This is a genomic window from Bacillus sp. LNXM65, from assembly GCF_002998575.1.
Taxonomy (GTDB): Bacteria; Bacillota; Bacilli; order Bacillales; family Bacillaceae; genus Bacillus.
Window position 1 is genome coordinate 134759 of the sequence record NZ_PVRB01000008.1, and the last position, 24646, is coordinate 159404.

Consider the following 24646-nt stretch of genomic DNA (forward strand, 5'->3'; position numbering starts at 1 on the left):
GTATTTAACTTATTTCTTATTATACTTTACCATTTTGGTTAGATAAACAGTTCATTAAAAAATTGAGGGTGAGAGTAATGAGAAAAGTTCCAATCACAATCATGCGAGGCGGTACAAGCAAAGGGGTATTCATTCAAGCAAACAATGCACCATTTGAACACGATGAGCTCGAGGCATTTCTATTAGACATTATGGGCAGCCCTGACCGGCTGCAGGTCGATGGAATCGGCGGCGGTAATTCTTTAACAAGCAAAGTAGCCATTATTGATAAAGCCACACACCCAGATGTGGATGTGAACTATACGTTTGCACAAGTCAGCATCAATGAGAGATATGTCGACTTTAAAGGAAACTGCGGGAATATCTCATCAGCGGTTGGACCATACGCCATCATTAAAGGACTTGTTCAAGCGGTTGAGCCCATTACGACTGTACGTATCCTCAATACCAACACAAATAAAGTGATTACAGCAGAGGTCGAAGTCGAAAATGGAGAAGTGAAATTTGAAGGACAGGCAGAAATTCCAGGAGTAAAAGGGACAGGTTCTCCCATTTATTTATCTTTTGAAAATCCTGAAGGCGCAGTCACAGGTAAAACTTTTCCGACTGGAAACAAAATTGATACGATTCAAACAAAGTTTGGAGAGATTCCCATCTCGATCGTTGACATTGCAAATCCAATTGCCTTTATTCGTGCCAAAGATATTCAATTAAAAGGAACTGAATTGCCTGAAGAGTTTACAGACGAATTACTGGATGATTTAGAAGAAATTCGTTCTATCGCTGCTGAAATGTGTCACTTTGCACCAAAAGAAATGGCGACATTACAGTCTCCAGCTGTTCCAAAGCTTGCGCTCATTAGCGAGCCTGCTGATTATGTAGATACTAATGGAATCTTGAGAAGAGCAGCCGATATGGACATCATCGTTCGTATGCTATCGATGCAAAGACCGCACCAAGCACTTGCCATTACCGGCTCTGTCTGCGTGACAGCCAGCTGTTTCTTGGATGAAACGCTTCCGGCTCAGCTGTTTAAAGGGCATGACGACACACTTCGTATTGGGCATCCTGCTGGTATTATGCAAACTGAAATTGACATCTCTCAAAACAGAGTCAAAGTCATTCGAACCGCAAGAGAAATTCTAGACGGGGTTGTCTTTACAAAACAAGACTATATCGTGCAGCCTCAGATCAAAAGAGAAGCCTAAAGCAGACGAGAACATCGTCTGCTTTTTTTAATGTTGAAGCGGGGCATCAATATCTCCAGCAGAATGAGCTTTTATCTGCCCTTTCTCATCTTTTAACTGGAGATGACCGTAGCGGTTGACTCCGCAGCAAATGCCTTCTTCCCATGTTTGTTTTTCACGATCTAACGAAATGCGAAGGGGCTTGTTGAGACGATATAACCGTTTGTTATAGAGGGCAGTGAGTGCTTCAAACCCTTCATTCTGCCAGCGTGAATGGTATTTTTCAAAAGCCGCTGCCAGTTCTTTCACTAGCTGATCGGCTTTCACCTCTGTCAGCTCTGATAAGCAAATGGTTTTGTACGGGACATGCTCCGGCTTCGTCTCTACATTGATGCCAACACCGATATAAATGGAACTGCGGTCTGCTTCAATTAATGTGCCGGATACCTTTGCTTCATTAATGAGAATATCATTAGGCCATTTGATCGCCAGCTGATCCTCCGCTCTCATGAGTGGTTTCAGAACATCATAGATTGCTAGTGCTGTCAGCGGGGCGATCGTTGACTGGGTGGAGAGTTCTGCTGGCGGTAAGACTGTCATGGTCACCGCCACATTCCCTAAAGGTGTTTCCCACGACCTGCCGAGTCTGCCTCTTCCTGCTGTCTGCTGGCGTGCATAGACAGCAAATGAGGGCTTTTCTCCTTGCTGCATGAGCCTTTTCGCTTCATTATTTGTACTATCAATGGTGTCATATTGAAAAATCTTCATGTGTTCTCCTCTTGTTTCTTCTTGATATGATGCTTTTATTATAACAAAATGAAGCGTGCATGTTGATGAGCCAGTATGTTACTCATTTCGCTGCGCCTGAAACGTCTCTTTTTCTTCCTCTGTAAACGGGACAGATGCGCCTGTGTCTTTACTAATTTGCACCATGGTGACTGAGCCTGTAAAGCATGGTTCCTGCTGCTCATTTTCTCCTAAATAATGAAGGATGAGTGAGCTTGATCCGACCTTTTCCGGCTTGACATACACACGAAGCCTCTCCCCAATCTCTACCTGCTTGATGTAATCACATTGCAGGTTTGCGACGACTGTCATGGTCTCCCTCACACGTTTCATCCGTTTATCAACAATTCCCGTCTTTTGAAAAAAGGCAATTCGTGCCTCTTCGAAATACACAAAAGGGGTGACATTGTTCATATGGCCAAACATATCCGTTTCTGAAAAACGAACGGTGGTTTCGACATAAAATCGAAAGGATGCCCTCCACTCTTCAAATGGTTCTTCAATATATGACGGCAATCTCACTTGATCATCTCCTTATTTGGAAACAAAACGCCTCTCCCGTATTGGAAGAGGCGTTTGTTTATATGTTGCATCCAGCCTCTTAAACACTCATCATGATTGGCAAAGAGGACTGAATGTGATGTTATTCTGCGTGATCGCTTCCGAAGAAGTTACGGAATGCTTGTAAAGTTGTATCTCGGTTAAGTGCTGCAATTGACGTTGTCAGCGGGATTCCTTTCGGACAAGCCTGCACACAGTTTTGGGAGTTCCCGCAGTTCGCAAGACCGCCGTCCCCCATAATTTCTTCTAGACGGTCAGACTTATTCATCGCACCTGTCGGATGTGCGTTAAATAAACGGACTTGTGAAAGCGGTGCAGGGCCCATAAAGGAAGACTTATCATTCACGTTTGGACAAGCTTCAAGGCAGACACCACATGTCATACATTTAGAAAGCTCATACGCCCATTGACGTTTTTTCTCAGGCATTCTTGGTCCAGGACCGAGATCATATGTGCCATCGATCGGTACCCATGCTTTCACCTTTTTCAAGGAATTGAACATCCGGCTTCTATCAACCTGCAAGTCTCTCACAACCGGGAATGTCTTCATCGGCTGAAGACGAATCGGCTGATCTAACTGATCGATGAGTGCTGTACATGACTGGCGCGGTGTTCCATTAATGACCATGGAACAAGCTCCGCACACCTCTTCAAGACAGTTCATATCCCAGTTAATCGCTGTTGTTTTTTCCCCTTGTTTATTGACCGGGTTCCGTCTTATTTCCATAAGGGCGGAAATGACGTTCATATTTGGGCGGTAAGGGATTTCGAATTCTTCATCATAAGGCTTTCCATCTGCTGTATCTTGACGTGTGATAATGAATTGAATCGTGTTTTTTTCACTCATCTTATTTCTCCACCTTTTTCTTCGAGTAATCTCGTTTACGAGGTGCAATTAACGATACATCGACGTCCTCATAGTGGAATGCAGGCTTTTGATTTTTCCCTTTGAACGTAGCCATCGTTGTTTTTAGGAATTCTTCATCGTTTCTCTCTGGGAAATCCGGTTTGTAGTGTGCGCCTCGGCTTTCATTCCGGTTGTATGCCCCGATCGTAATGACTCTTGCCAGCTGAAGCATGTTGTCAAGCTGACGTGTGAAGGCAGCGCCTTGGTTGCTCCATGAAGCTGTATCGTTGATGTTAATCTGCTTGTAGCGCTCCATTAATTCTTCGATCTTCTGATCTGTTTTTAAGAGTTTGTCATTGTAACGAACCACTGTGACGTTATCCGTCATCCATTCTCCAAGCTCTTTATGAAGCACGTATGCATTTTCTGTTCCGTCCATGCTGAGGATGTTGTCCCATTTCTCCTGCTCTTTCTTCACAGCGCTGTCAAATGTTGCAGAAGATAGGTCTTCCGCAGATTTTTCAAGGCCGCTAATGTACTTGACCGCATTTGGTCCAGCGACCATCCCGCCGTAAATCGCAGAAAGCAGTGAGTTTGCACCAAGTCTGTTTCCGCCGTGCATAGAGTAATCACATTCTCCGGCAGCGAATAGACCTTTGATATTCGTCATTTGATCATAATCAACCCATAATCCGCCCATTGAATAATGAACAGCAGGGAAAATTTTCATTGGAAGCTTACGCGGGTCATCACCCATGAACTTTTCATAGATTTCAATGATGCCGCCAAGTTTAATATCAAGTTCTTTTGGATCTTTATGAGAAAGATCGAGGTATACCATGTTCTCTCCGTTGATGCCAAGCTTTTGCTCGACACATACGTCGAAGATTTCACGCGTTGCGATATCACGCGGTACAAGGTTCCCGTATGCTGGGTATTTTTCTTCAAGGAAGTACCAAGGTTTCCCGTCTTTATATGTCCAAACACGTCCGCCTTCACCACGAGCCGATTCACTCATGAGACGAAGCTTGTCATCTCCAGGGATCGCTGTTGGGTGAATTTGAATGAATTCTCCATTTGCGTAATGAGCACCTTGCTGATAGACGATGGATGCAGCAGATCCAGTGTTGATCATCGAGTTCGTTGATTTACCGAACACAATTCCAGGACCACCAGTTGCCATGATCACTGCATCTGAACGGAAGGATTCAATTTCCATTGTCGTCAAGTTCTGCGCGACAATGCCTCGGCATACTTCCTCGTCATCTAACACAGCGCCAAGGAATTCCCAGCCTTCATATTTCGTGACAAGCCCTGCTACTTCATAGCGGCGAACCTGCTCATCTAGTGCATATAATAGCTGCTGACCTGTTGTAGCTCCAGCAAATGCTGTACGGTGGTGCTGTGTTCCCCCGAAGCGGCGGAAGTCCAGTAATCCCTCTGGTGTTCTGTTAAACATGACACCCATCCGATCAAGTAAGTGGATAATGGACGGCGCTGCTTCACACATTGCCTTTACTGGCGGCTGGTTCGCTAAGAAATCTCCGCCATACACCGTGTCATCAAAATGCTCATAAGGTGAATCCCCTTCACCTTTTGTATTGACCGCTCCGTTGATTCCGCCCTGTGCACAGACAGAATGCGAACGTTTCACAGGTACGATTGAAAATAGTTTAACAGCTGTTCCCGCTTCTGCTGCTTTGATAGTTGCCATGAGACCAGCTAAGCCGCCTCCGACAACGATGATGCTAGAATTACTCATTGTAGCCCCTCTCCCTCTTCTACTAATCTATTTCCTCTTAAACAAAAGCGAAAATTGCTCTTAGCCCTACATATGAAAGCGCTATAAATATACCTAATGTCACATATGTGGAGATTCTTTGTGAGCGTGGTGAAACAGTAATTCCCCAGCTGACAGCAAATGACCACAAGCCATTAGCAAAGTGGAAAATAGTAGATAAAACGCCGACAATATAGAAGCCTAGCATAAATGGAGAGCTTAAAATATTCGCCATCATGTCATAGTTCACTTCAGCTCCAAGCTGAGCTTGAATTCGTGTTTCCCATACGTGCCAAGTGACAAAAATTAATGTGATGATACCTGAAATCCTTTGCAGTCTGAACAACCAGTTTCTTAAGTAACTGAAGCGAGACGTGTTGTTTTGTGCCGTAAAGGCTATGTACACCCCATAAACAGCATGATAGATCAGTGGTAAGAAAATCACGAACAGCTCAAGTGCATATCTGAATGGAAGCTGTTCCATAAAGTGTGCAGCTTTGTTAAACGCCTCTGGTCCATTCGTCGCAAAGTGGTTAATCACTAAGTGCTGTACTAAAAATAGACCGACCGGAATGACGCCAAGCAAAGAATGCAATCTCCGATAAAAAAATTCTTTGTTCCCCGACATTACTTTACCCCCTAGTAAAAAGTGCAATTGCTGAAAATTGTCTTACCCCCGCTTCTTTCAATTGTAAGCACTTTATTCAAATTTATTGACAATTTCATTTTACTCCTATGTCAAAAAAGCGTCAAGAAACCGCGTACATAAATTAAAATTTTCCGAAATTTAAAAGTTTTAAATCAAAATTCGTTTTACTACAATAAGAATTTCTTAGACTTCAGGGAAAACTCTGTCATCATATGCTTACATAAGCTATAATAAATTGTTGAAAGAGGGGAGCCGTACAATGAATAAATTCGAATCTAACTTAGAACAGCTAAAAGAAATTGAAGTCAATGGATTTGCCTACGAGCTGATACGCGAAGTTCTGCTGCCTGATATTTTGGGTCAGGATCATTCATCTATGATGTATTTTGCGGGTAAACTGCTTGCTCGTAAATTTCCTCAAGAGTCATGGGAGAAGATCCCCGAATTTTTCCATGATGCCGGATGGGGAACGCTCACGATGGTCCATTCGAAAAAACAGGAAATTGAGTTTGAGCTCGAAGGTCCACTTGTATCAAATCGAATCACCTATCAAAAGGAGCCATGCTTTCAGATGGAAGCAGGTTTTATTGCTGAACAAATCCAGCTTCTCAACGAGCACGTGGCTGAATCTTATGAACAAGTGAAAAAGCGTGCTGATAAAGTCATTTTAACCGTTAAATGGGATTTAAGAGACCCTAGCTAACACTCTTTATGAAAGGCGCGGACTTCAGGTCACGCCTTTTTGTAGTCTTCTTCTATCATAGCATACTTAGTGAATGGGTTTACGCACGTTTTCCTTTCTGGTATGCGGCGCTTTCCATTAAAAAAGAGGTGCACTCTTTCATGAGATACACCTCCCTGCCTTTTTAAGAGTGAGCAGCTGCACTCACCTTTGATAAATCAAACGCATCATGCAGTGCTTCTACTGCTTTGACCATATCGTCACGGCCAACGACTGTTGAGACTTTGATTTCAGACGTACTGACCATTTTCACTTGTATGTCTTTTTCCGCTAACACAGCGAACATTTCAGCGGCTACGCCTGGATTTGAAACCATACCAGATCCAACGATAGATACTTTGGCTAATTTACTTTCTGTCTCGATCTGTTCGTAGCCAAGCGCTCCTTTATACTCTTCTAATACTTCAACTGTTTTGGACAAATCATCCGTTTTCACAGAGAAAGAGATGGACGTCTGATTGGTGCTTGTGACGGACTGAATGATGATATCGACATTGATATTTTGCTTCGCAAGCGTCGTAAAGATGGTCGACAATGTGGTGAGACCGCTTGAAAGACCGCACACCGTCACGCGTGTAATCTGATCCTCAAATGCAATGCCTCTGACGACTAAATTTTGTTCCATGGATGATTCCTCCTCAATTAACGTACCCGATTCATTTTCAATACTAGAACGGACTTCTAGTGGGACTTGATAATTTTTTGCAAATTCAACAGCTCTCGGATGCAAGACGCCAGCTCCTAAATTAGCCAGTTCGAGCATCTCATCGTATGAAATACCTGCAAGTTTCCGCGCGGATGGTACATAACGCGGATCTGTCGTAAACACTCCTGGTACATCTGTGTAAATATCACATTTATCAGCCTTTAATGCGGCAGCAAGTGCCACAGCCGTCGTATCTGATCCACCGCGTCCAAGTGTTGTGATATGTAAGTCATCTGCAATTCCTTGGAAGCCAGCTACAACAACGACTTTTCCCGCACTTAATTCCTCTTTTATTCTTGATTCATCAATATCCACGATTCTTGCGTTACCATGTACTTGCTCTGTTTTCATACCAGCCTGCCAGCCTGTAAAGGAAATGGCATCATAGCCTTTTGCTTGCAGCGCCATCGTTAATAAGGAAATGGTCACTTGCTCTCCAGTTGCGAGCAGCATATCCATTTCTCTTTTGCTTGGATGATCTGTGAGTTCTTTCGCTAGGTCTACTAGAACATCCGTAGATTTGCCCATTGCCGACACAACCACAACCACATCAAATCCGGCCTCGCGTTCAGCGATGACTCTCTCTGCGGCATTGCGAATTTTTTCTGTTGATCCAACGGACGTTCCGCCAAATTTTTGTACAATTAGTCCCATGTCTACCACCCTTTTTCAAAAGATCACGTGTGAGAGAAGAGGCAAGAAGCGGCTTTGGAGACTGCCTGCTCACTGCAAATAAAAAAGCAATGAGAGAACAGATCTCCCATTGCTTTAAAATCATCATTAAACGATGCAAACAATGAGATAGCCCTCCAAGAAATAAATTCTTGACAGCCCTACATTTCTTCAATGTACAGCCAGCGAATAAAATGAGTGGATTTTATTCACTTCGGCGACGCTCCCCTTTCAGCCCTCTTCCTAGATCCCATCGATCTCTGAAGGCTTACTCTTGAAGTTCGCACCTCTATCTTCAACAAACAACACGTTCATTTATTAAATTAGTCACAATCTTAACAGACTTTCGGAAAAAGTACAATCTATTTTTTTAATGCTTCCATTAAAAGTTCGGCCGTCTGTTTCGGGATGCCAGCCTCCTGAAAGTCTTGGATAGAGGCTTCTTTCATCTTTTTCACAGAGCCAAAATGTTTAAGAAGCTGTTTTTTACGCTTTTCTCCGATACCTGGCACATCGTCTAAAATAGATTGAAATGCATTTTTTCCGCGCAGCTGCCTGTGAAAGCTAATAGCGAACCGGTGCACTTCATCTTGAATGCGCTGCAATAAATAGAAGGCCTGGCTATTCCGCTCCAGCGCAACAATTTCCAGTGTATCTCCTATCATCAGATTCGAAGTCCGGTGCTTTTCATCTTTCACTAGACCTGCCACTGGGACAGACAGATTCAATTCATTTTCAAGCACATCTATCGCTGCATTGATCTGTCCCTTTCCTCCGTCAATTAAAATTAAATCTGGCAGCGGCAGCTCATCCTTTAACACGCGGGTATATCGCCTTCTAATGACTTCACGCATAGATGCATAATCATCTGGCCCTGTGACGGTTTTAATTTTGTATTTTCGGTATTCCTTTTTATACGGCTTCCCGTCCTGAAAGACGACCATGGCAGAAACCGGGTCTGCACCTTGAATATTCGAGTTATCAAATGCTTCAATCCGGTACGGCATATAAATATTTAGTGCATCCCCAAGCTGCTTCACCGCACCAATGGACCGCTCTTCATCACGCTCAATGAGCGAAAATTTTTCTTTTAAGGCGATTTTGGCATTTTGATGGGCAAGTAAAAGCAAATCCTTTTTCTTTCCTTTTTTCGGCTGATGAACGTTCGTCTCGAGCAATTGTTCAATCATCTCTTGATCTACGCTGTCTGGCACCAAAATTTCCTTCGGCAGAAAGTGATTGTTCTTTGCATAAAATTGCCCCATAAACGTGAGGAACTCTTCCTCAGGGTCTTGATACATAGGAAATAGGCTGACATCGCGTTCAATCAATTTCCCCTGCCTGATGAAGAAGACCTGGACACACATCCAGCCCTTGTCATAGGCATATGCAAAGACATCTCGATCTGATAAATCGCTCATCGTCATTTTCTGCTTTTCCATCGTTGAGTCGATGTAAGCGATTTGGTCTCTCAGTTCTTTTGCCCGTTCAAACTCTAATTGTTCGGCGGCTTCCTGCATCTTTTCGTTTAGTTCTTTTTTGATTTGCTGATGCCCTCCGTTTAGAAACCTTGTGATTTCGTCCACGAGCTGCTTATTCGTTTCTTGAGAAATGTCATATACGCACGGCGCGAGACATTGTCCAAGATGATAATATAGACAGACGCGATCAGGAAGGGTTGCACATTTTCTCAGTGGATATAAACGGTCGAGCAGCTTCTTCGTTTCTCTGGCTGCTTGTACGTTCGGGTATGGTCCGAAATATTTCCCTTTGTCCTTTTTCACATTGCGGGTGACGATCAGCTTAGGATGCCGTTCATTCGTAATTTTAATAAAAGGATACGTTTTGTCATCCTTAAGCATGACGTTGTATTTTGGGTCGTATTTTTTGATTAAATTTAGCTCTAAAATGAGTGCCTCGATATTAGAAGAGGTGACAATGTATTCAAAGTCCTCAATTTCACTGACAAGCCGCTGCGTTTTGGCGTCATGAGATCCCGTGAAATAAGAGCGCACTCTATTTTTTAAGACCTTTGCCTTTCCCACATAAATGACTGTATTTTGTCGATCTTTCATTAAGTAGCAGCCTGGTTGATCTGGCAAGACCGATAGCTTTTCTTTGATCAGTTTGTTCATATTTTCATCCGTCCTTGTTTTCCTCTTTCACTCCTTCTAGTGTATCACGAACATTTGTTTTATACCATGTTGAAAGAAAAGCGGCTCTCGTCTTTACGAGAACCGCTTCAGTGAGTATGCCACTCGGGCATAGACAGGTTTATAGATGTTTGTTGACAAGTTCAGCAAGTGCTTCTTTTGGTTTGAAACCAACAGATGTTTCTACCACTTCACCGTCTTTTAAAACAAGAAGTGTTGGGATACTCATCACGCCGTATTTACCAGCAGTTTCTTGGTTATCGTCTACATCAATTTTTACAATTTTCATTTTGTCGCCCATTTCTTGATCAAGTTCTTCAAGAACTGGAGCAATCATTTTACATGGTCCGCACCATGGTGCCCAAAAGTCCGCAAGAACAACACCTTCTGCAGTTTCTTGTGAAAATGTTGCGTCAGTCGCTTTTACGATTGCCATTATTCATTCCTCCAATGTAAATTATGCTTTTTAGTATAGCATCTACCAATGTGACTTGCGAATGAAATGCTTACGAATCATTTTTTATGAAATGAATTAAAAAACAAACCGTACAATCGCACCAATGACAACAATTGCACCGATAATCATGAGAATCGTTCTAAGCATATAAATAACTCCCTTTCCGCTTCATTTACAATGTATGATGCCCCAACATCCTGCTCATCAAACATCTAAATATGCGATCAAGCCAGATCGACCGTGATCATCACCACCGACATTGGCGGCAGATCTATGGTCAATTCACCGGGTTTTACAGCAAATTGCTGAAACTCTGCTGGCTGGACAGCATGAGGATCGTCAAATGTGTTGTGCGCATTCATGCGGTCCGCTGTCAGCACGCGGCCCGTGACTTTCGTTTGAACATCCAAACCTTCAATGGCAAGGGATACTTCGTTTTGTTCATGCGGATTCAGGTGACAGAAGCTAATATGCATCTTATCTGACGAACGCGAAGCTGACACACTAACCTGAGGTATTTTTTCTCCTCTGCGTTCATAAGGCGTTGACACAAACTCCACTTCAAGTGCTTCTTCCTCTTGATGCACTTGAAACATGTGAAACACATGATACGTAGGCGTTAGGAGCATCTTTTCGTCTTCCGTTAACACCATTGCTTGCAGAACATTGACCGTCTGGGCAATATTCGCCATATGAATCCGCTGGCAATGACGATGAAATATATGAAAATGCAGAGCACAAACAAGGGCGTCTCTTAGTGTGTTCTGCTGATACAAAAACCCAGGATTTGTCCCTGGCTCTGGGTCATACCATGTTCCCCATTCATCAATAATCATCCCGATTCGCTTGTCTGGATCATAACGATCCATGATCTCTCCATGATCCACGACAAGCCGTTCCATCTCATAGGCTTTTTTCAACGTGATAAACCATTTATCCTCATCAAATTCAGTCGCTGACCCTTTTTTCTCCCATGTACCGGGTACAGTGTAGTAATGCAAACTGAGTCCATCCATCCAAGGTGCGGCCCGCTCCATTAATACTTTTGTCCAATTCACGTCATTTGAATTTGCGCCGCACGCGATTTTGTATATCGTCTGACCCGCAAACTCTCTCACATACGTTTGATAACGTTTATATAAATCAGCATAGTATTCAGGCGTCATATTCCCGCCGCAGCCCCAGCTTTCATTGCCTACACCAACATAGGTCAGCTTCCAAGGTTCTTGTTTTCCATTTTGAATACGCCAATCAGACATAGGTGTTCCCTTTGGAAATGTAATATACTCGACCCATTCTGCTAATTCTTGAACAGACCCGCTTCCCACATTCCCGCAAATATAAGGCTCACATTCAAGCAGCTCACACAATTTCATAAATTCATGCGTACCAAATGCATTGGATTCAACCGTGCCGCCCCAATGAGTGTTCACCATCGGTTTTCGTTCACTGAGATCACCTACACCATTTGCCCAATGATACTCGTCTGCGAAGCAGCCGCCTGGCCACCTAAGCACCGGAATATGTAATGCTTGAAGAGCCTTTAGCACATCCGTACGAATCCCCTCAATATGATCAATCGATGAATCTTTTCCTACCCAAATCCCGTCATAAATCCCTCTTCCTAAATGCTCTTGAAAGTGTCCATAAATGTGTTTAGAAATACGTCCGATCACGTCATTGACTTTTACTGTCCCCTTCACTTGTCAACCGCTCCTTTGTTTATTGATTACATACAAAAAAACCCAGAATACCTAGGCATTCTGAGTGTATGAGCGTTACGAGTGGATATTCATCTTTTTTAACTCTTCATTCAAAAGCGGTACCACTTCAAACAAATCACCGACGATTCCATAATCGGCAATTTTGAAGATCTCGGCTTCTGGGTCTTTGTTAATCGCCACAATGACTTTACTGTTAGACATTCCGGCTAAATGCTGAATCGCCCCTGATATCCCGCACGCAATATAGAGATCAGGTGTGACGACCTTACCTGTTTGCCCAATTTGCAGGGCATAATCACAGTAGTCTGCATCACAGGCGCCACGCGAGGCACCGACTGCTGCGCCCAGCGTTTCGGCGAGTTCATTCAGTGGTTCAAACCCTTCCTTGCTCTTGACCCCGCGTCCCCCGGCGACGATGACCTTTGCTTCAGATAAATCTACACCTTCTGACGTTTTTTTAATGACTTCCTTCACAATCGTTCGCAGGTTCTGAATATCGACAGAAACCGGTGTAATTTCTCCGCTTCGTGAGGCATCCCGCTCAAGAGGTGCCACGTTGTTTGGCCGTATGGTCGCCAAAAGCAGACGATCTGTTGAAATCACTTTTTCGAAGGCTTTACCAGAGTAAATCGGTCTAGTGAAAACGAGGTGTTCTCCGGTAACGCTTACATCAATCGCATCTGAAATTAGGCCAGTCTGCAAGCGTGCAGCTATTTTCGGCGACAAGTCTTTTCCGATAGACGTATGGCCAAAGAGTACGGCATCTGGGTCAACCTGATCTAATATCGCTTGAAGCGCCTGCGCAAAACCATCTGATGTATAGTATGAAAGGTGCGGATGCTCCACAATCATGACATGATCCGCTCCATAGTAAAGCAGTTCATCCGCTTGGTCTTTGACGTCATCCCCTATTAACACGCCAATGACTTCACCGCCATCTGCCACTTGATGAGCGGCAGCAATGGCTTCAAATGTCACATTTCTTAATTTACCGTCACGACTTTCTCCAAGTACAACAACTTTTTTACTCATCTTTCAAGTTCCCCCTTGTTCTCGTGATATCGTAAAGCGGATAGTTAGATGACCTTTGCTTCGTTTCTTAGTAGATCTGTCAGTTCTTTGACTTGATCCTGAAGCTCACCGCTGAGCACCTTGCCACCCTCTTTTTTCTCCGGTAAGAAACGTTCAATTGTTTTGATTTTATATGGCACATCGTCTTCATCAAGATCTAAATCATCAAGTTCCACTTCTTCTAAAGGCTTTTTCTTTGCCTTCATAATGCCTGGTAATGATGGATAGCGAGGCTCATTGAGTCCTTGCTGGGCAGTGACGACAAGCGGGAGCTCGGCAGAAATTACTTCCACGTCACCTTCCGCATCTCGTTCAATCGAAGCAGAGCCTCCGTCAATTTGAATACTTGTAATCGTTGTGACATATGAAAAGCCAAGTAATTCAGCAAGACGCGGGGCAACCTGTCCAGAGCCCCCGTCAATTGCCACATTCCCTGCTAAAATTAAGGAAGCCTCTTTGTCTTTTAAATAGTGGTAAAGAATCGTAGAAGCTGAATATTGATCCCACTCTTCTAAGTCGTCTTCCACATTTAATAAAACGGCTTGATCGCAGCCCATAGCGAGCGCTGTTCTCAGCTGCTTCTCCGCATCCTCACTGCCAACTGTCACAACGGTCACTTCTCCCCCGTGCTCGTCACGAAGCTGGATGGCTTCTTCTATGGCGTACTCGTCATAAGGATTAATAATGAACTCTGCTCCATCTTCTTGAATTGCACCAGACTGAATGGAAATCTTCTCTTCCGTGTCAAACGTACGCTTCATCAAAACAAATATATTCATCCATTTCTCCCCCTTGTGTCGTTCTAATCCCTTATTCCCCTTTAAAATTCGGTTTGCGCTTTTCGATAAAGGCTTGGATACCTTCTTTGGCATCATTCGATTGGAAAATCTCACCGAACTTTTTGGCTTCCAGTTTCATTCCGCCATCATATGAATACAATTTTGTTGCGTTCAATAAATCCAGCACATACTCGAGTGATTTTGGGCTTTTCGTTGCAAATTTTGCCGCAAGTGTTTTGGCTTCTTCAAGCGCCTCTTCCTCTGTTTCTGCCAGCTTTGAAACAAGTCCGCAGGCGAATGCTTCTTCACCTGTAATCGGTTCAGCTGTACCCATCATTTCCAGAGCTTTAGCCGAACCAACATAGCGCGGCAGGCGCTGCGTGCCGCCGAATCCTGGAATGATGCCGAGGTTTAGTTCCGGCAGTCCAAGCTTCGCATCTTTTGTTGCGATTCGGATATCACAAGACATTGCAAGCTCAAGGCCCCCGCCTAATGCAGCTCCGTGAATCGAGGCAATGACTGGTTTTGGACATTGCTCAATCCGTTCAAAGACCTGCTGCCCTCTGTCTGCAAGGCTTGAATAGTCAGACTCTTCCTGTAACGTCGTAAATTCCTTAATATCAGCACCTGCTGAGAAAAATCTACCTTCTCCGTGGATCACAATGGCTCTTACTTCTTCATTTTGTTCGAGCTGGTCAAACATGTCATTTAGCTCGGTGAGCAGCTGAGAAGATAAGGCGTTTGCTGGTGGATGCTGAATCGTAATAAGTGCTGTCTGTCCTTCATGATGTAAGGTGAGTATCTTTTCCATGTCAATCATCCTTTTTCAAAATGTCTTTAAGATTGATGTATTCCGTTTAAGAGTAGATCACGTACGTTTTCTGCGAGTGCAGGAAGATCATATTTTTGATCATTCATGACCCATGTTGTAGCGGTCTCATCAATCGTCCCAAATACCATTTGTCTCGCTAAGCGGACATCTAGATTTTGTCTAAATTCTCCTGTTTTCTTTCCTTCTGCTAAAATCGACTCGAGCATATTTAAATACCCTTTCAGCACCTCATTGATTTTTTGCCGCAGCTCAAGGTTTGACTGCCTGAGTTCGAGCTGTGTCACAAGAGCCAAATGATGATTTTGCGCAAGCATACGAAAATGCTCCTCAATGAGCAGTAAAAGCTTTTCTTTCGCCGACGGTTTCTTTTGAATATCTGTTTCCATCCGTTCTATGAATTGTCCCATTTTTTCTTTGAACAATGAGATCAAAATATCCTCTTTATTTTTGAAATAAAGATAAATGGTTCCGTCTGCTACCCCTGCTTGTTTCGCAATCTTTGAAACTTGTGATTGATGATAGCCGTTCTCTGCAATCACCACAACTGCTGCATCAATAATTTGCATGTACTTCGGTCTTTTCTGCTTCAATGTGCTTCGTCCCTTTCTAAATTGAATGAGTATTCATTCATAACTTCATGTTAAAAAGAAACGGGTGATTTGTCAAGTCATCTTCTTCTTTTTTTCCACCTTTAGCATACCAGAGCAGACGGTCATCATTCAAATCATCCGGCCGATGGACCGGATGATGCAGACCGTTATGTCTTAGATTGATCGGCAGGCGTTTCAGATGAAGAAGCGTGCTTTCTTTTTTCTTCTTCAATTAATACTCTGCGCAAAATCTTCCCGACGGCTGTTTTAGGCAGTGATTCTTTAAATTCATACACGCGCGGTACTTTAAATGAGGCAATTCTCGTCCTGACAAAGCGATCAAGTTCGTCCTCTGTTAAGTAGGCATCCTTTTTCGGCACAATAAATGCTTTCACTGTTTCTCCTCTGTACGGATCTGGAATACCTGCGACGACGACTTCTTGTACAAGCTCATGCTCATAAAGGGCTTCTTCGACCTCTCTTGGGTAAATATTATATCCGCTCGCAATGATGACATCTTTTTTCCGGTCGACGATATAGAAAAAACCGTCCTCATCCATATACCCTATATCTCCGGTGAAAAGCCAGCCATCTCGTAATACAGCCTCTGTCTCGTCTGGCTGATTCCAGTATCCCTTCATGATCTGCGGCCCTTTGACGATGATTTCTCCATGCTCATATGGTTCTTTGAGGCCTCCAGTTTCCTCGCAATAAATACCGGCATCTGTATTAGGCCACGGACACCCAATGCTGCCTGTTTTGTTCGCTCCCCATAAAAAGTTAGCATGGGTGACGGGTGAGGTTTCTGAAAGACCATACCCTTCCACTAAGCGTCCTCCTGTTAATTTTTCAAAGCTTTGTTTGACTTCTACAGGAAGTGCCGCTGAGCCGCTTAGACATGCAGTGATGGACGACAGGTCATACTTTTCAATGTTCGGATGATGCAGCAAGGCGATATACATTGTTGGTGCGCCTGGAAATAGCGTCGGTTTCTGTTTTTCAATGGTTTTGAGGGTATCTGCGACATCAAAGCGTGGAAGAAGAATCAATTGATGCCCTTCTTTGACAGCAAGGTTTAAGACGGTCGTCATTCCGTATACATGAAAAAACGGAATGATGCCAAGGATGCGTTCTTTCCCCCTGGTCGTTTTGTACATCCAGGAAGCGCACATTTCAGTATTCGCTAAAATATTTTCATGTGTGAGCATGACCCCTTTTGGTAAACCGGTCGTTCCGCCTGTATATTGCAAAACAGCGACATCCTCTTTCGGCTCAAAGGCAAGTGCGGGAATTTGCTGTTCACCTGCCGATTCTTTCGTGATCTGCGAGAAGTGATGAATGGTGTCATTTTTCTCCACTTGGATGACCATTTTATTTTTTCTTCTTTGCACAATAGGAAACAGTATGTTTTTCGGGAATGGTAAATAATCTTGTAGTTTGGTAATGATTAAGTGTTCCACACTTGTCAGCGCTTTCATTTTATAAGCCTTTGGATACAACAGATCTAGCGTGATCAGCACTTTGGCGCCGCTGTCCTCCATTTGATATTCCAGTTCTTTCTCCGTATAAAGCGGGTTTGTTTGAACAACGATGCCGCCTGCTATTAAAACAGCATAATAAGAAATGACCGATTGAGGGCAGTTCGGCAGCATGATCGCTACTCTGTCGCCTTTTTTTACGCCAATTTTCATCAGATGACTGGCTAGTTTCAATACGTCTTTTTGCAGCTGTTCATAGGTGATGTTCTTTCCTAGAAAATGAATGGCTGTATGCTCAGGTGCAGCCTCTGCGGAGCTGAATAAGTAAGATTGTAATGTTTCATTTGGGATGGTGAGTTCGTGGGGAATTTGATTCGGGTAATGCAGAAGCCAACGTTTATCTGACTGCATAAAAACCCTCCTTCCTGAACTTTCGTACTATTTTATTATAGCAAACTTTTCCTTAGGACAGTTTGCTTTTTTCTAATAGAGCTTGGTTCAATTGCACACGTTTACTTTTTCGCCGGTGTTTCTATAGAGGCTCTTTTTCCTTCATGATGCCACTGTTCATATAAACCGCCGATTGCACGAAATGACTCGTTGACTCTTTCCACGATCTGTTGATGGATACTAGGGTCATTCGGTAAATGCGTCTGGATGTTGTCGACTTGATGCTTCCTCATCATGTCAATGTAAACCGTGAGAAAAATGATGTCTTCTAAAATCCAGTAAATGACTTCATCCGCCACTTTTGTTCTTTTATGCAGCATTTTCATCCCTCGTTCATATTGAATGAGGATATAACCACTTGAAACGATCTGAATATAGGGACTCAAATCATCAAAAAGTCCTGACGTTTGAAATGGACGTGCAATATACGGTTCATATATGTCTCTTGGAAGGGATGTCATTTGAAGACATGTATCAATACGCTTGATCAGTTCGTCTTTTTGCAGAATGTGCTTCATGTCATTCGCCGCCTTTGATGAGATAAAAGCTGCCAAGGGGTTCCCTGACAGCTCTCTAACGTTGTTTTCTTCATTTCACAGGAACAGATAAACGGCACCAATGACCGCAAAAGTGCAGGCAACTACGATTAATACTTTTGCTAGCTTTTCCATGTCGTCTCCTTAAATGCCGGCTGCTACTACGTAAGACAGCCCAACTGAAATGATGAGTGAAATAAACCCGACCGCTCTATTATCATTTTCAATCTCTTTGTCTACTTTAAATCGCGGTGTTAAAAATTCAAAAATGAAATAGCTGACAAGCAGCATCACAAAGCCGTATACGCCCCATCCAACCATTTGAAGAAGGGAATTGTGCTGTGCGATGGAATGCTGAAACACATTCGCAATCCCAAAGATCTTCCCGCCTGTTGCCATAGCAACAGCTAAGTTCCCCCGCTGGATCTCTTCCCAGTTTTTATAGGAGGTGACGAGTTCAAAAATGGTTAGAAATAAGACGAGACATAGGACGGCCACGCTGTAATAGGCGGCAATTTCCACAAGTTCATTTTCCCAAAAGGCTTTCATGCGTTTTCTCCTTTTTACTTTAATTCGACGATGGTGACGCCTGATCCTCCCTCACCTTGTTCGCCAAAACGAGCATTTTTCACACTTCGGTGCTGTTTCAGTAATTCCTGAACCCCTTTTCTGAGGGCGCCAGTTCCTTTTCCGTGAATAATCGACACGCGCGGATAACCAGCTAATACAGCATCATCTAAATATTTTTCGACTCTGCTTAAGGCATTTTCATAACGCTCTCCTCTTAAATCGAGCTCAAGCGAGACATGATAGTCTTTCCCTTTGACTGCCGTGATGGCTTTTTCTTGCTTAAATTCAGGTGCTGATTTGATAAATTCCATGTCTTTTTCTTTTACTTTCATTTTCAGAATGCCCATTTGGACACTCCATTCTTTGTCACCTGTTTGTTCAAGCAGCGTTCCTTTTTGCCCGAAGGTGAGCACTTTGACTTCGTCGCCTGACTTCAGCTGTCTTACTGCTTTTTTCGCTGGCTCTGGCTTTTTCTTCCGGTCAAACTCAGGGACCGCTTCTTCAAGACGCTTTCTCGCATCGATGAGTTCATGCTCTTTGAATGAGCGGTGTTCACTTTTTATCGAACGGAGCTCTTGAATGATATCTTCTGCTTCTTTTGATGCTTGTTCAATTTTCTCTTTCGCTTTATGTTCAGCTTCTTCGAGCAGTTTGTCCTTTTGCTCATTCCATTCAAGAATTTGTCTTTGCAATTCTTTATGAAGCTTTTCTGCTTCTTTTCTATAGACTTCTGTCTCATGCAGTTCTTCTTCTGCTTGTTTCTTGCTATCTTCTAATGACGCAATCATTTGGTCTACTTCATTATGCTCTGCATGCATATCTGCTTTTGCCCGGTCTATGAGGTGGTCAGGCAAACCAAGACGTTTGGAAATTTCAAATGCGTTACTTCGTCCAGGCACACCGATGAGCAGGCGGTACGTTGGTGATAAAGTTTCAATGTCAAACTCCACGCTTGCATTCGTGACGCCTTCCCGGTTATACCCATATGCCTTCAGCTCGGGATAATGAGTCGTTGCGATGACGCGTGCATTCGTTTGATGCACTTCATCTAAAATGCTCATCGCAAGTGCCGCACCTTCAGCTGGGTCTGTTCCTGCCCCTAATTCATCAAATAACACGAGTGAGTTAGATGTCAAATTCTTTAAGATATCTACAATATTGACCATATGAGATGAGAACGTACTCAAGCTTTGTTCAATGGACTGTTCGTCTCCAATATCAGCAAAGACTTGGTCGAACACAGCCACTTCAGAGCCTTCTTCAACTGGAATATGGAGGCCCGCCTGTGTCATCAGCGTCAGAAGACCCAGCGTTTTTAAAGTAACTGTCTTCCCCCCTGTATTTGGTCCAGTGATCACGATCGTTGAAAAATCTTTGCCGAGCTCAATATCATTTGCGACAACTTGATCCCGAGGCAATAGAGGATGTCTTGCTCGTTTTAAATAGATCTCTCCTTGATCATTCACAGCAGGCTTTGTGGCTTTTTCTGCCTTTGCATATTTAGCTTTAGCAAAAATAAAATCTAGCGTCTGCAGCTCCTTTACATTGTGAAGCAGTTCCCCAATGTGCTCTGACACGCTCTCTGTCAGCATTTGGAGGATCTTTTCAACCTCTTGCTTCTCTTTTAAACGGGTTTGCTGCAAGGTGTTATTTACATCCACGACCACTTGCGGCTCAATAAAAAGTGTTGCCCCAGATGATGATTGGTCATGAACAATTCCGCCGTAATTCGAGCGGTACTCTTGTTTCACCGGAATAACAAACCGATCATTACGAATGGTGACAATTGTGTCTGACAGCATTTTCGAAGCCGATTGTGAACGAATCATCGATTCTAATTTATCACGAACCTTTGATTCTAGTGAGCGTAATTGAATGCGCAATGAACGAAGTGCAGGGGTTGCATGATCAAGCACTTCTCCATTATCACCAATACAGCTTTCGATTTCTTTTCTGATTTCAGGCAGTAATATCAGCGTCTCAGCATATGTATGAAGGCGCGGTATGTCTACTCCATCTTCATACATGGACGTGAGAAAGTGCTTCATATTTTTCACCGCATATAATAGTCCTGCGATTTCCATCAGCTCAGATGGGCTTAATGTACTGCCGATTTCTGCCCGTTTCACTGCGCGTCTAATATCCGTTAATCCGCCAAATGGCGCAGACCCCTTTAAGCGAATCACATCTTGTGCTTCTGCTACCTCTTCCAGCAAATGCTGAATGGTTTCTATATCCGTCAGAGGTGTTAAATCCTGCGCTCTTTCTTTTCCTAATGTGGATGCGGTATAGGACATCACTTTTTCTTTTACTTTATGAAATTCTAATGATGCTAACACTTTTTGTTGCAGCATGGTCCAGCCTCCTAACGACTACCTGTCACGCGTTAAAAACTTTTTGATCTCGTTTAGAGTAAAAGTATTCACGACATTTGCTTTTGGTGTCCAGCCTTTTCTTGCAGCTGTTACACCGACTTCCATATGTTCCAGCATGGCGATGTTGTGCGCATCTGTATTGATCATGATGTTCACACCCGCTTCATTTGCTTTCATTAAATGCTCTGTTTTCAAATCAAGTCTTGACGGATTACTGTTGAGCTCAAGTGCAGTGCCCGTTTTCTTCGCAAGCTCTATGAGCTGATCTATATTTAAGGCATAGCCATCCCGTCTGCCGATCAAACGGCCTGTTGGATGTGCAATTAAATCGACATGCTGATTTCGCAAGGCATTTTCAAGGCGTTCCATAATGACTTCCTCCGGCTGAGAGAAGCTAGAATGAATAGACGCAATGACAAAATCCATGTCTTTTAAAAAGTCATCATCATAATCTAACGATCCATCCGGCAGGATATCCATTTCGACCCCTTTGAAAATGTGAAAATGCTCGAATTCCTGATTAAGCTTGTCAATTTCTTTAGCTTGCAGACGCAAACGTTCTTTTGTTAAACCGTTGGCTACTTTTAAATATTGCGAGTGGTCTGTAATGGCCATGTATTCATAGCCTTTTGCGATACATGCTTCCGCCATTTCACGAATAGAGAATGCTCCGTCACTCCATGTCGAGTGCATATGAAGGTCGCCTTTGATATCTTTCAGTTCTACAAACTGCATACTTTCTTTATACGTATCAATCTCCGCTCCGGTTTCACGAATTTCTGGCGGAATGAGCGGAAGTTGAAAATGCGCATAAAAAGCGCTCTCGTCTTCAAACGTTTTCACTTCTCCAGTTTCAATCGTTTCCACACCATATTCGCTAATGCGCTCTCCGCGTTCCTTCGCAAGCTGACGCATTCGAATATTGTGATCTTTTGATCCAGTGAAATGGTGCAGCGTAGTCGCGAATTGGTCTGATGTCACAAGCCGGAAGTCCACACTGATCTCAAAATCAAGGGCAAGAATGACAGATACCTTCGTATCACCGCTTGCGATGACATCTTTCACATCATCAAGTGCAACGAGCTGCTCTCTGACTTGCTCAGGATCATCTGTCGCAATGATATAATCTAAATCTTTCACGGTTTCACGTGCACGTCTTAAACTGCCAGCTCTTGAAAAACGGATGATACCTTTCGTCTCTTCAAGCGCATGATCAATCCGCTCTGCCACATCTAATGCAAAGCCAATTGGCAGTCGTTCCGGCTGCTTTCCCGCTTCCTCAAGAGCCGCGAGAATCTTTTCTTCTGTTTTTTTGCCAAAGCCAGCAAGTGCTTGTACCTTTTCCGCTTCGCATGCTTCTCTTAGCGACTGTGCATCGTGGACGCCAAGCTCTTGGTAAAGCTTAGCGATCTTCTTCCCGCCAAGTCCTGGTAATTTTAAGAGCGGGACAAGTCCTTCAGGCACTTCCTTTTTTAATTGTTCGAGTGTTTCTGATTGTCCTTTTTCAATATACTCAGTGATCACAGCAAAGGTTCCTTTTCCAATGCCGGGTAATGCTAATAGATCATCTATTTGAGAAAGGCTGCGGTCATCTTGTTCCAGTGCCGCCGCTGCTTTACGAAAGGCAGAAATCTTAAAAGGATTATCTCCTTTCAGCTCCATATATACTGCAATTGTTTCAAGAAGTTTGATAATATCTTTTTTATTCATCTCTCATCCTCCAGCCGCTTTGGCATCTTCCTTTATAAATATACAAACTTTTCCTTCATCCTACAACTTTCTGTCATGGAATGAGAAAAAACTTCTCCAAGAAAGGAGAAGTTTTTAAACTCCATACGTCGTCCATAAGTCTTTGACAAGACTGGACAGATAAGGGGTATTGCCTACGATCACATCTGCTAATATGGATTTGCTCATCATTGTTTGCAGTGCATCGACTGGAAGTAATGCAGCGACAAACAAGAGAATAAACACAAATAGATAGGTTTCAAGAAATCCTAAAACACCGCCAAGCAGTTTGTTGACCTGCTTAATCACAGGTATACTTGCAATGGTTGTGAGCAATCCGCCAATGATGGCGAGCAGGATTTTGGTCAAGATAAACAGAATGATAAACGCAATGGTATTATAATAAGCTGTTTCTAGATTCCCACTAAAGAAAGCGAGCTGCGCTTGACCGCCGCTAAAATTAGGCGCTGGAATCCACGTAAGCTGTGGTGCAAGTGACTGATAAAACATGGAAGCCACTAAGATAGAAACAACAAAGCTGATCAATTTAATCAATTGAAGAATAAACCCACGTTTTAGACCGACAAGCGTTCCCATAAGAAGCAAAAACAAAATGATGATATCGATCACGGTAATTTCATTCCTTTTCTTTAAGCTGAATCTCTAGTTTTTCGTATTGCTCTTTTAATTTCAAGTAGTCGTGGACGACATTGACTGCTGTCAGTACAGCTAATTTGTTTATATCAAGGTATGGATTTTTTTCATTTATTTCTCTCATTTTATCATCAACAATTGAAGCAACGTGTCGCATATGCATCTTCGTTTCTTGACCGATGATCGTATAGGACTGTCCGTAAATCTCAACTGTTGTTTTCGTTTTACCGCCGTCAGACAACGTTTCTCCTCCATTCCACGAGAATCCTAGTCTCTATCATAACATGTTTAGACATTGAATGGAAAGACGAGCCCTTCCCTGTTATGGTACACTTTAGAAATCAATGATATCAAGGTAAAAAGGAGTTATCCACTGTGCCCCAATCCGTCTTAAAAGCAACATCAGAAGACCTTAAAAAGATGAAGAGCGCGTATGCGCACCACTTAACTGATACTTTACCACCAGGCGCCCTTTTTCAAGCAAAGGTTCCTGGCTGTACGATTACAGCCTATCGATCTGGAAAAGTGCTGTTTCAAGGACAAAAGGCAGAAGCTGAAGCCAGTCAATTCAGCCATTTAAAAGCAGCTGATACGAAAAGTCAAAAAGCACCTGCTGTCACAAAATACAGTCCGCCGTCAGGAATTGCTTCTATGTCCGTCATCGGTTCAGATGAAGTAGGAACAGGTGATTATTTTGGACCGATGACGGTCTGTGCCGCCTATGTTGATGCCAGCCAGCTTGCTCTCATGAAAGAGCTTGGCGTAAAAGACTCAAAAGGTCTAAAGGACCCGCAGATTATCAATATTGCCAAAGATCTCATCAAAACCATTCCGTTCAGCCTTCTCGTGCTCCGAAATGAAAAGTACAATGCGATGCAGGAAAAGGGCATGAGTCAAGGAAAAATGAAGGCGCTGCTTCATAACCAAGTCATTACCTCTGTGCTAGAAAAACTAGACGGGAAGCAGCCCGAAGCTATTTTGATTGACCAATTTGCAGAACCGGGCATTTATTTCAAGCATCTTGCAGGGAAAAAAATCATTCGGGAGCGGACGTACTTTAGCACAAAAGCAGAAGGCATTCATTTGTCAGTTGCTGCGGCTTCCATTATTGCAAGGTACGCCTTTTTAATTGAAATGGATAAGTTGTCAAAAGCAGCAGGCTTTGACATTCCAAAAGGAGCCGGTCCTCATGTGGACAAGGCGGCAGCGAAGCTCATCAAGCTGCACGGCGAAGATGCTTTACGTCAATTTACAAAGCTGCATTTTGCCAACACACAAAAAGCGAAAAAATGGTTATAAAAAAGAGCTAAGGCCCATAA

23 protein-coding genes and 1 riboswitch are annotated in these 24646 nt (G+C 43.3%); of the genes, 3 read left to right on the forward strand and 20 right to left on the reverse strand.

Features of this window, described 5'->3' with window-relative positions; translation table 11 throughout:
* Window positions 1–77: 77 nt before the first annotated feature.
* Window positions 78–1208: a 2-methylaconitate cis-trans isomerase PrpF family protein gene (locus tag C6Y03_RS16255; protein ID WP_106039630.1), complete on the forward strand. Its 1131-nt coding sequence runs from the start codon at window positions 78–80 to the stop codon at window positions 1206–1208.
* A gap of 27 nt (window positions 1209–1235) precedes the next feature.
* Here the strand turns inward: C6Y03_RS16255 and C6Y03_RS16260 are convergent, their stop codons facing one another.
* The 5 genes from C6Y03_RS16260 to C6Y03_RS16280 all read right to left on the reverse strand — a co-directional run bounded on the left by C6Y03_RS16260 (window position 1236) and on the right by C6Y03_RS16280 (window position 5789).
* The gene (locus tag C6Y03_RS16260) at window positions 1236–1955 is read right to left on the reverse strand and encodes a biotin--[acetyl-CoA-carboxylase] ligase (RefSeq protein WP_106039631.1); all 720 of its coding nucleotides are present in this window, start codon (window positions 1953–1955) and stop codon (window positions 1236–1238) included.
* Between the two features lie 78 nt (window positions 1956–2033).
* Window positions 2034–2495 carry an acyl-CoA thioesterase gene (locus C6Y03_RS16265; protein WP_034661755.1) on the reverse strand — a complete coding sequence of 154 codons (462 nt, stop codon included), beginning with the start codon at window positions 2493–2495 and terminating at the stop codon, window positions 2034–2036.
* Between the two features lie 121 nt (window positions 2496–2616).
* On the reverse strand, window positions 2617–3381 hold the full coding sequence (gene sdhB / locus C6Y03_RS16270; protein WP_060596956.1) for a succinate dehydrogenase iron-sulfur subunit: 765 nt from the start codon (window positions 3379–3381) through the stop codon (window positions 2617–2619).
* A gap of 1 nt (window position 3382) precedes the next feature.
* Window positions 3383–5143, reverse strand: a complete 1761-nt coding sequence (sdhA, locus tag C6Y03_RS16275; protein WP_012010817.1) for a succinate dehydrogenase flavoprotein subunit — start codon at window positions 5141–5143, stop codon at window positions 3383–3385.
* Between the two features lie 37 nt (window positions 5144–5180).
* Window positions 5181–5789, reverse strand: coding sequence for a succinate dehydrogenase cytochrome b558 subunit (locus C6Y03_RS16280; RefSeq protein WP_047945318.1), 609 nt, complete (start codon window positions 5787–5789; stop codon window positions 5181–5183).
* 280 nt (window positions 5790–6069) lie between these two features.
* Between C6Y03_RS16280 and C6Y03_RS16285 the strand changes: the two genes are divergently transcribed.
* The gene (locus C6Y03_RS16285) at window positions 6070–6513 is read left to right on the forward strand and encodes a YslB family protein (protein WP_034661763.1); all 444 of its coding nucleotides are present in this window, start codon (window positions 6070–6072) and stop codon (window positions 6511–6513) included.
* 163 nt (window positions 6514–6676) lie between these two features.
* Here the strand turns inward: C6Y03_RS16285 and C6Y03_RS16290 are convergent, their stop codons facing one another.
* The 15 genes from C6Y03_RS16290 to zapA form a co-directional block, all read right to left on the reverse strand.
* Window positions 6677–7912: an aspartate kinase gene (locus tag C6Y03_RS16290; RefSeq protein ID WP_106039632.1), complete on the reverse strand. Its 1236-nt coding sequence runs from the start codon at window positions 7910–7912 to the stop codon at window positions 6677–6679.
* 140 nt (window positions 7913–8052) lie between these two features.
* Window positions 8053–8230, reverse strand: a riboswitch (Lysine riboswitch).
* A gap of 62 nt (window positions 8231–8292) precedes the next feature.
* A complete protein-coding gene (gene uvrC / locus C6Y03_RS16295) occupies window positions 8293–10065 on the reverse strand; it encodes an excinuclease ABC subunit UvrC (RefSeq protein ID WP_060596958.1) in 1773 nt (590 codons plus the stop codon).
* 139 nt (window positions 10066–10204) lie between these two features.
* Window positions 10205–10519, reverse strand: a complete 315-nt coding sequence (trxA, locus tag C6Y03_RS16300) for a thioredoxin (RefSeq protein ID WP_007501629.1) — start codon at window positions 10517–10519, stop codon at window positions 10205–10207.
* Window positions 10520–10764: 245 nt separating this feature from the next.
* The gene (locus tag C6Y03_RS16305; RefSeq protein WP_106039633.1) at window positions 10765–12243 is read right to left on the reverse strand and encodes an alpha-N-arabinofuranosidase; all 1479 of its coding nucleotides are present in this window, start codon (window positions 12241–12243) and stop codon (window positions 10765–10767) included.
* 75 nt (window positions 12244–12318) lie between these two features.
* A complete protein-coding gene (locus tag C6Y03_RS16310; protein ID WP_034661772.1) occupies window positions 12319–13296 on the reverse strand; it encodes an electron transfer flavoprotein subunit alpha/FixB family protein in 978 nt (325 codons plus the stop codon).
* 44 nt (window positions 13297–13340) lie between these two features.
* Window positions 13341–14114: an electron transfer flavoprotein subunit beta/FixA family protein gene (locus tag C6Y03_RS16315; RefSeq protein WP_060596961.1), complete on the reverse strand. Its 774-nt coding sequence runs from the start codon at window positions 14112–14114 to the stop codon at window positions 13341–13343.
* A gap of 31 nt (window positions 14115–14145) precedes the next feature.
* The gene (locus C6Y03_RS16320; protein ID WP_060596962.1) at window positions 14146–14925 is read right to left on the reverse strand and encodes an enoyl-CoA hydratase; all 780 of its coding nucleotides are present in this window, start codon (window positions 14923–14925) and stop codon (window positions 14146–14148) included.
* Between the two features lie 26 nt (window positions 14926–14951).
* Window positions 14952–15536: a fatty acid metabolism transcriptional regulator FadR gene (fadR, locus tag C6Y03_RS16325; protein ID WP_003216590.1), complete on the reverse strand. Its 585-nt coding sequence runs from the start codon at window positions 15534–15536 to the stop codon at window positions 14952–14954.
* A gap of 167 nt (window positions 15537–15703) precedes the next feature.
* Window positions 15704–17425: an AMP-binding protein gene (locus C6Y03_RS16330; protein ID WP_106039634.1), complete on the reverse strand. Its 1722-nt coding sequence runs from the start codon at window positions 17423–17425 to the stop codon at window positions 15704–15706.
* Between the two features lie 101 nt (window positions 17426–17526).
* Window positions 17527–17982 carry an immunity 63 family protein gene (locus C6Y03_RS16335; RefSeq protein WP_106039635.1) on the reverse strand — a complete coding sequence of 152 codons (456 nt, stop codon included), beginning with the start codon at window positions 17980–17982 and terminating at the stop codon, window positions 17527–17529.
* Window positions 17983–18144: 162 nt separating this feature from the next.
* Complete coding sequence (locus C6Y03_RS16340; protein ID WP_007501637.1) at window positions 18145–18549, reverse strand: DUF350 domain-containing protein; 405 nt, start codon at window positions 18547–18549, stop codon at window positions 18145–18147.
* Window positions 18550–18563: 14 nt separating this feature from the next.
* Window positions 18564–20921, reverse strand: coding sequence for an endonuclease MutS2 (locus C6Y03_RS16345; RefSeq protein ID WP_106039646.1), 2358 nt, complete (start codon window positions 20919–20921; stop codon window positions 18564–18566).
* A gap of 21 nt (window positions 20922–20942) precedes the next feature.
* Window positions 20943–22655 carry a DNA polymerase/3'-5' exonuclease PolX gene (gene polX / locus C6Y03_RS16350; RefSeq protein WP_066030574.1) on the reverse strand — a complete coding sequence of 571 codons (1713 nt, stop codon included), beginning with the start codon at window positions 22653–22655 and terminating at the stop codon, window positions 20943–20945.
* 114 nt (window positions 22656–22769) lie between these two features.
* Complete coding sequence (locus C6Y03_RS16355; protein WP_034661786.1) at window positions 22770–23303, reverse strand: CvpA family protein; 534 nt, start codon at window positions 23301–23303, stop codon at window positions 22770–22772.
* A gap of 7 nt (window positions 23304–23310) precedes the next feature.
* Window positions 23311–23568, reverse strand: coding sequence for a cell division protein ZapA (gene zapA / locus C6Y03_RS16360; protein WP_012010831.1), 258 nt, complete (start codon window positions 23566–23568; stop codon window positions 23311–23313).
* A gap of 179 nt (window positions 23569–23747) precedes the next feature.
* Here zapA and rnhC point away from each other — a divergent pair, with 179 nt between their 5' ends.
* Entirely contained in the window at window positions 23748–24626 is an 879-nt protein-coding gene (gene rnhC, locus C6Y03_RS16365; protein ID WP_045210067.1) for a ribonuclease HIII, read from the forward strand.
* Window positions 24627–24646: the final 20 nt, after the last annotated feature.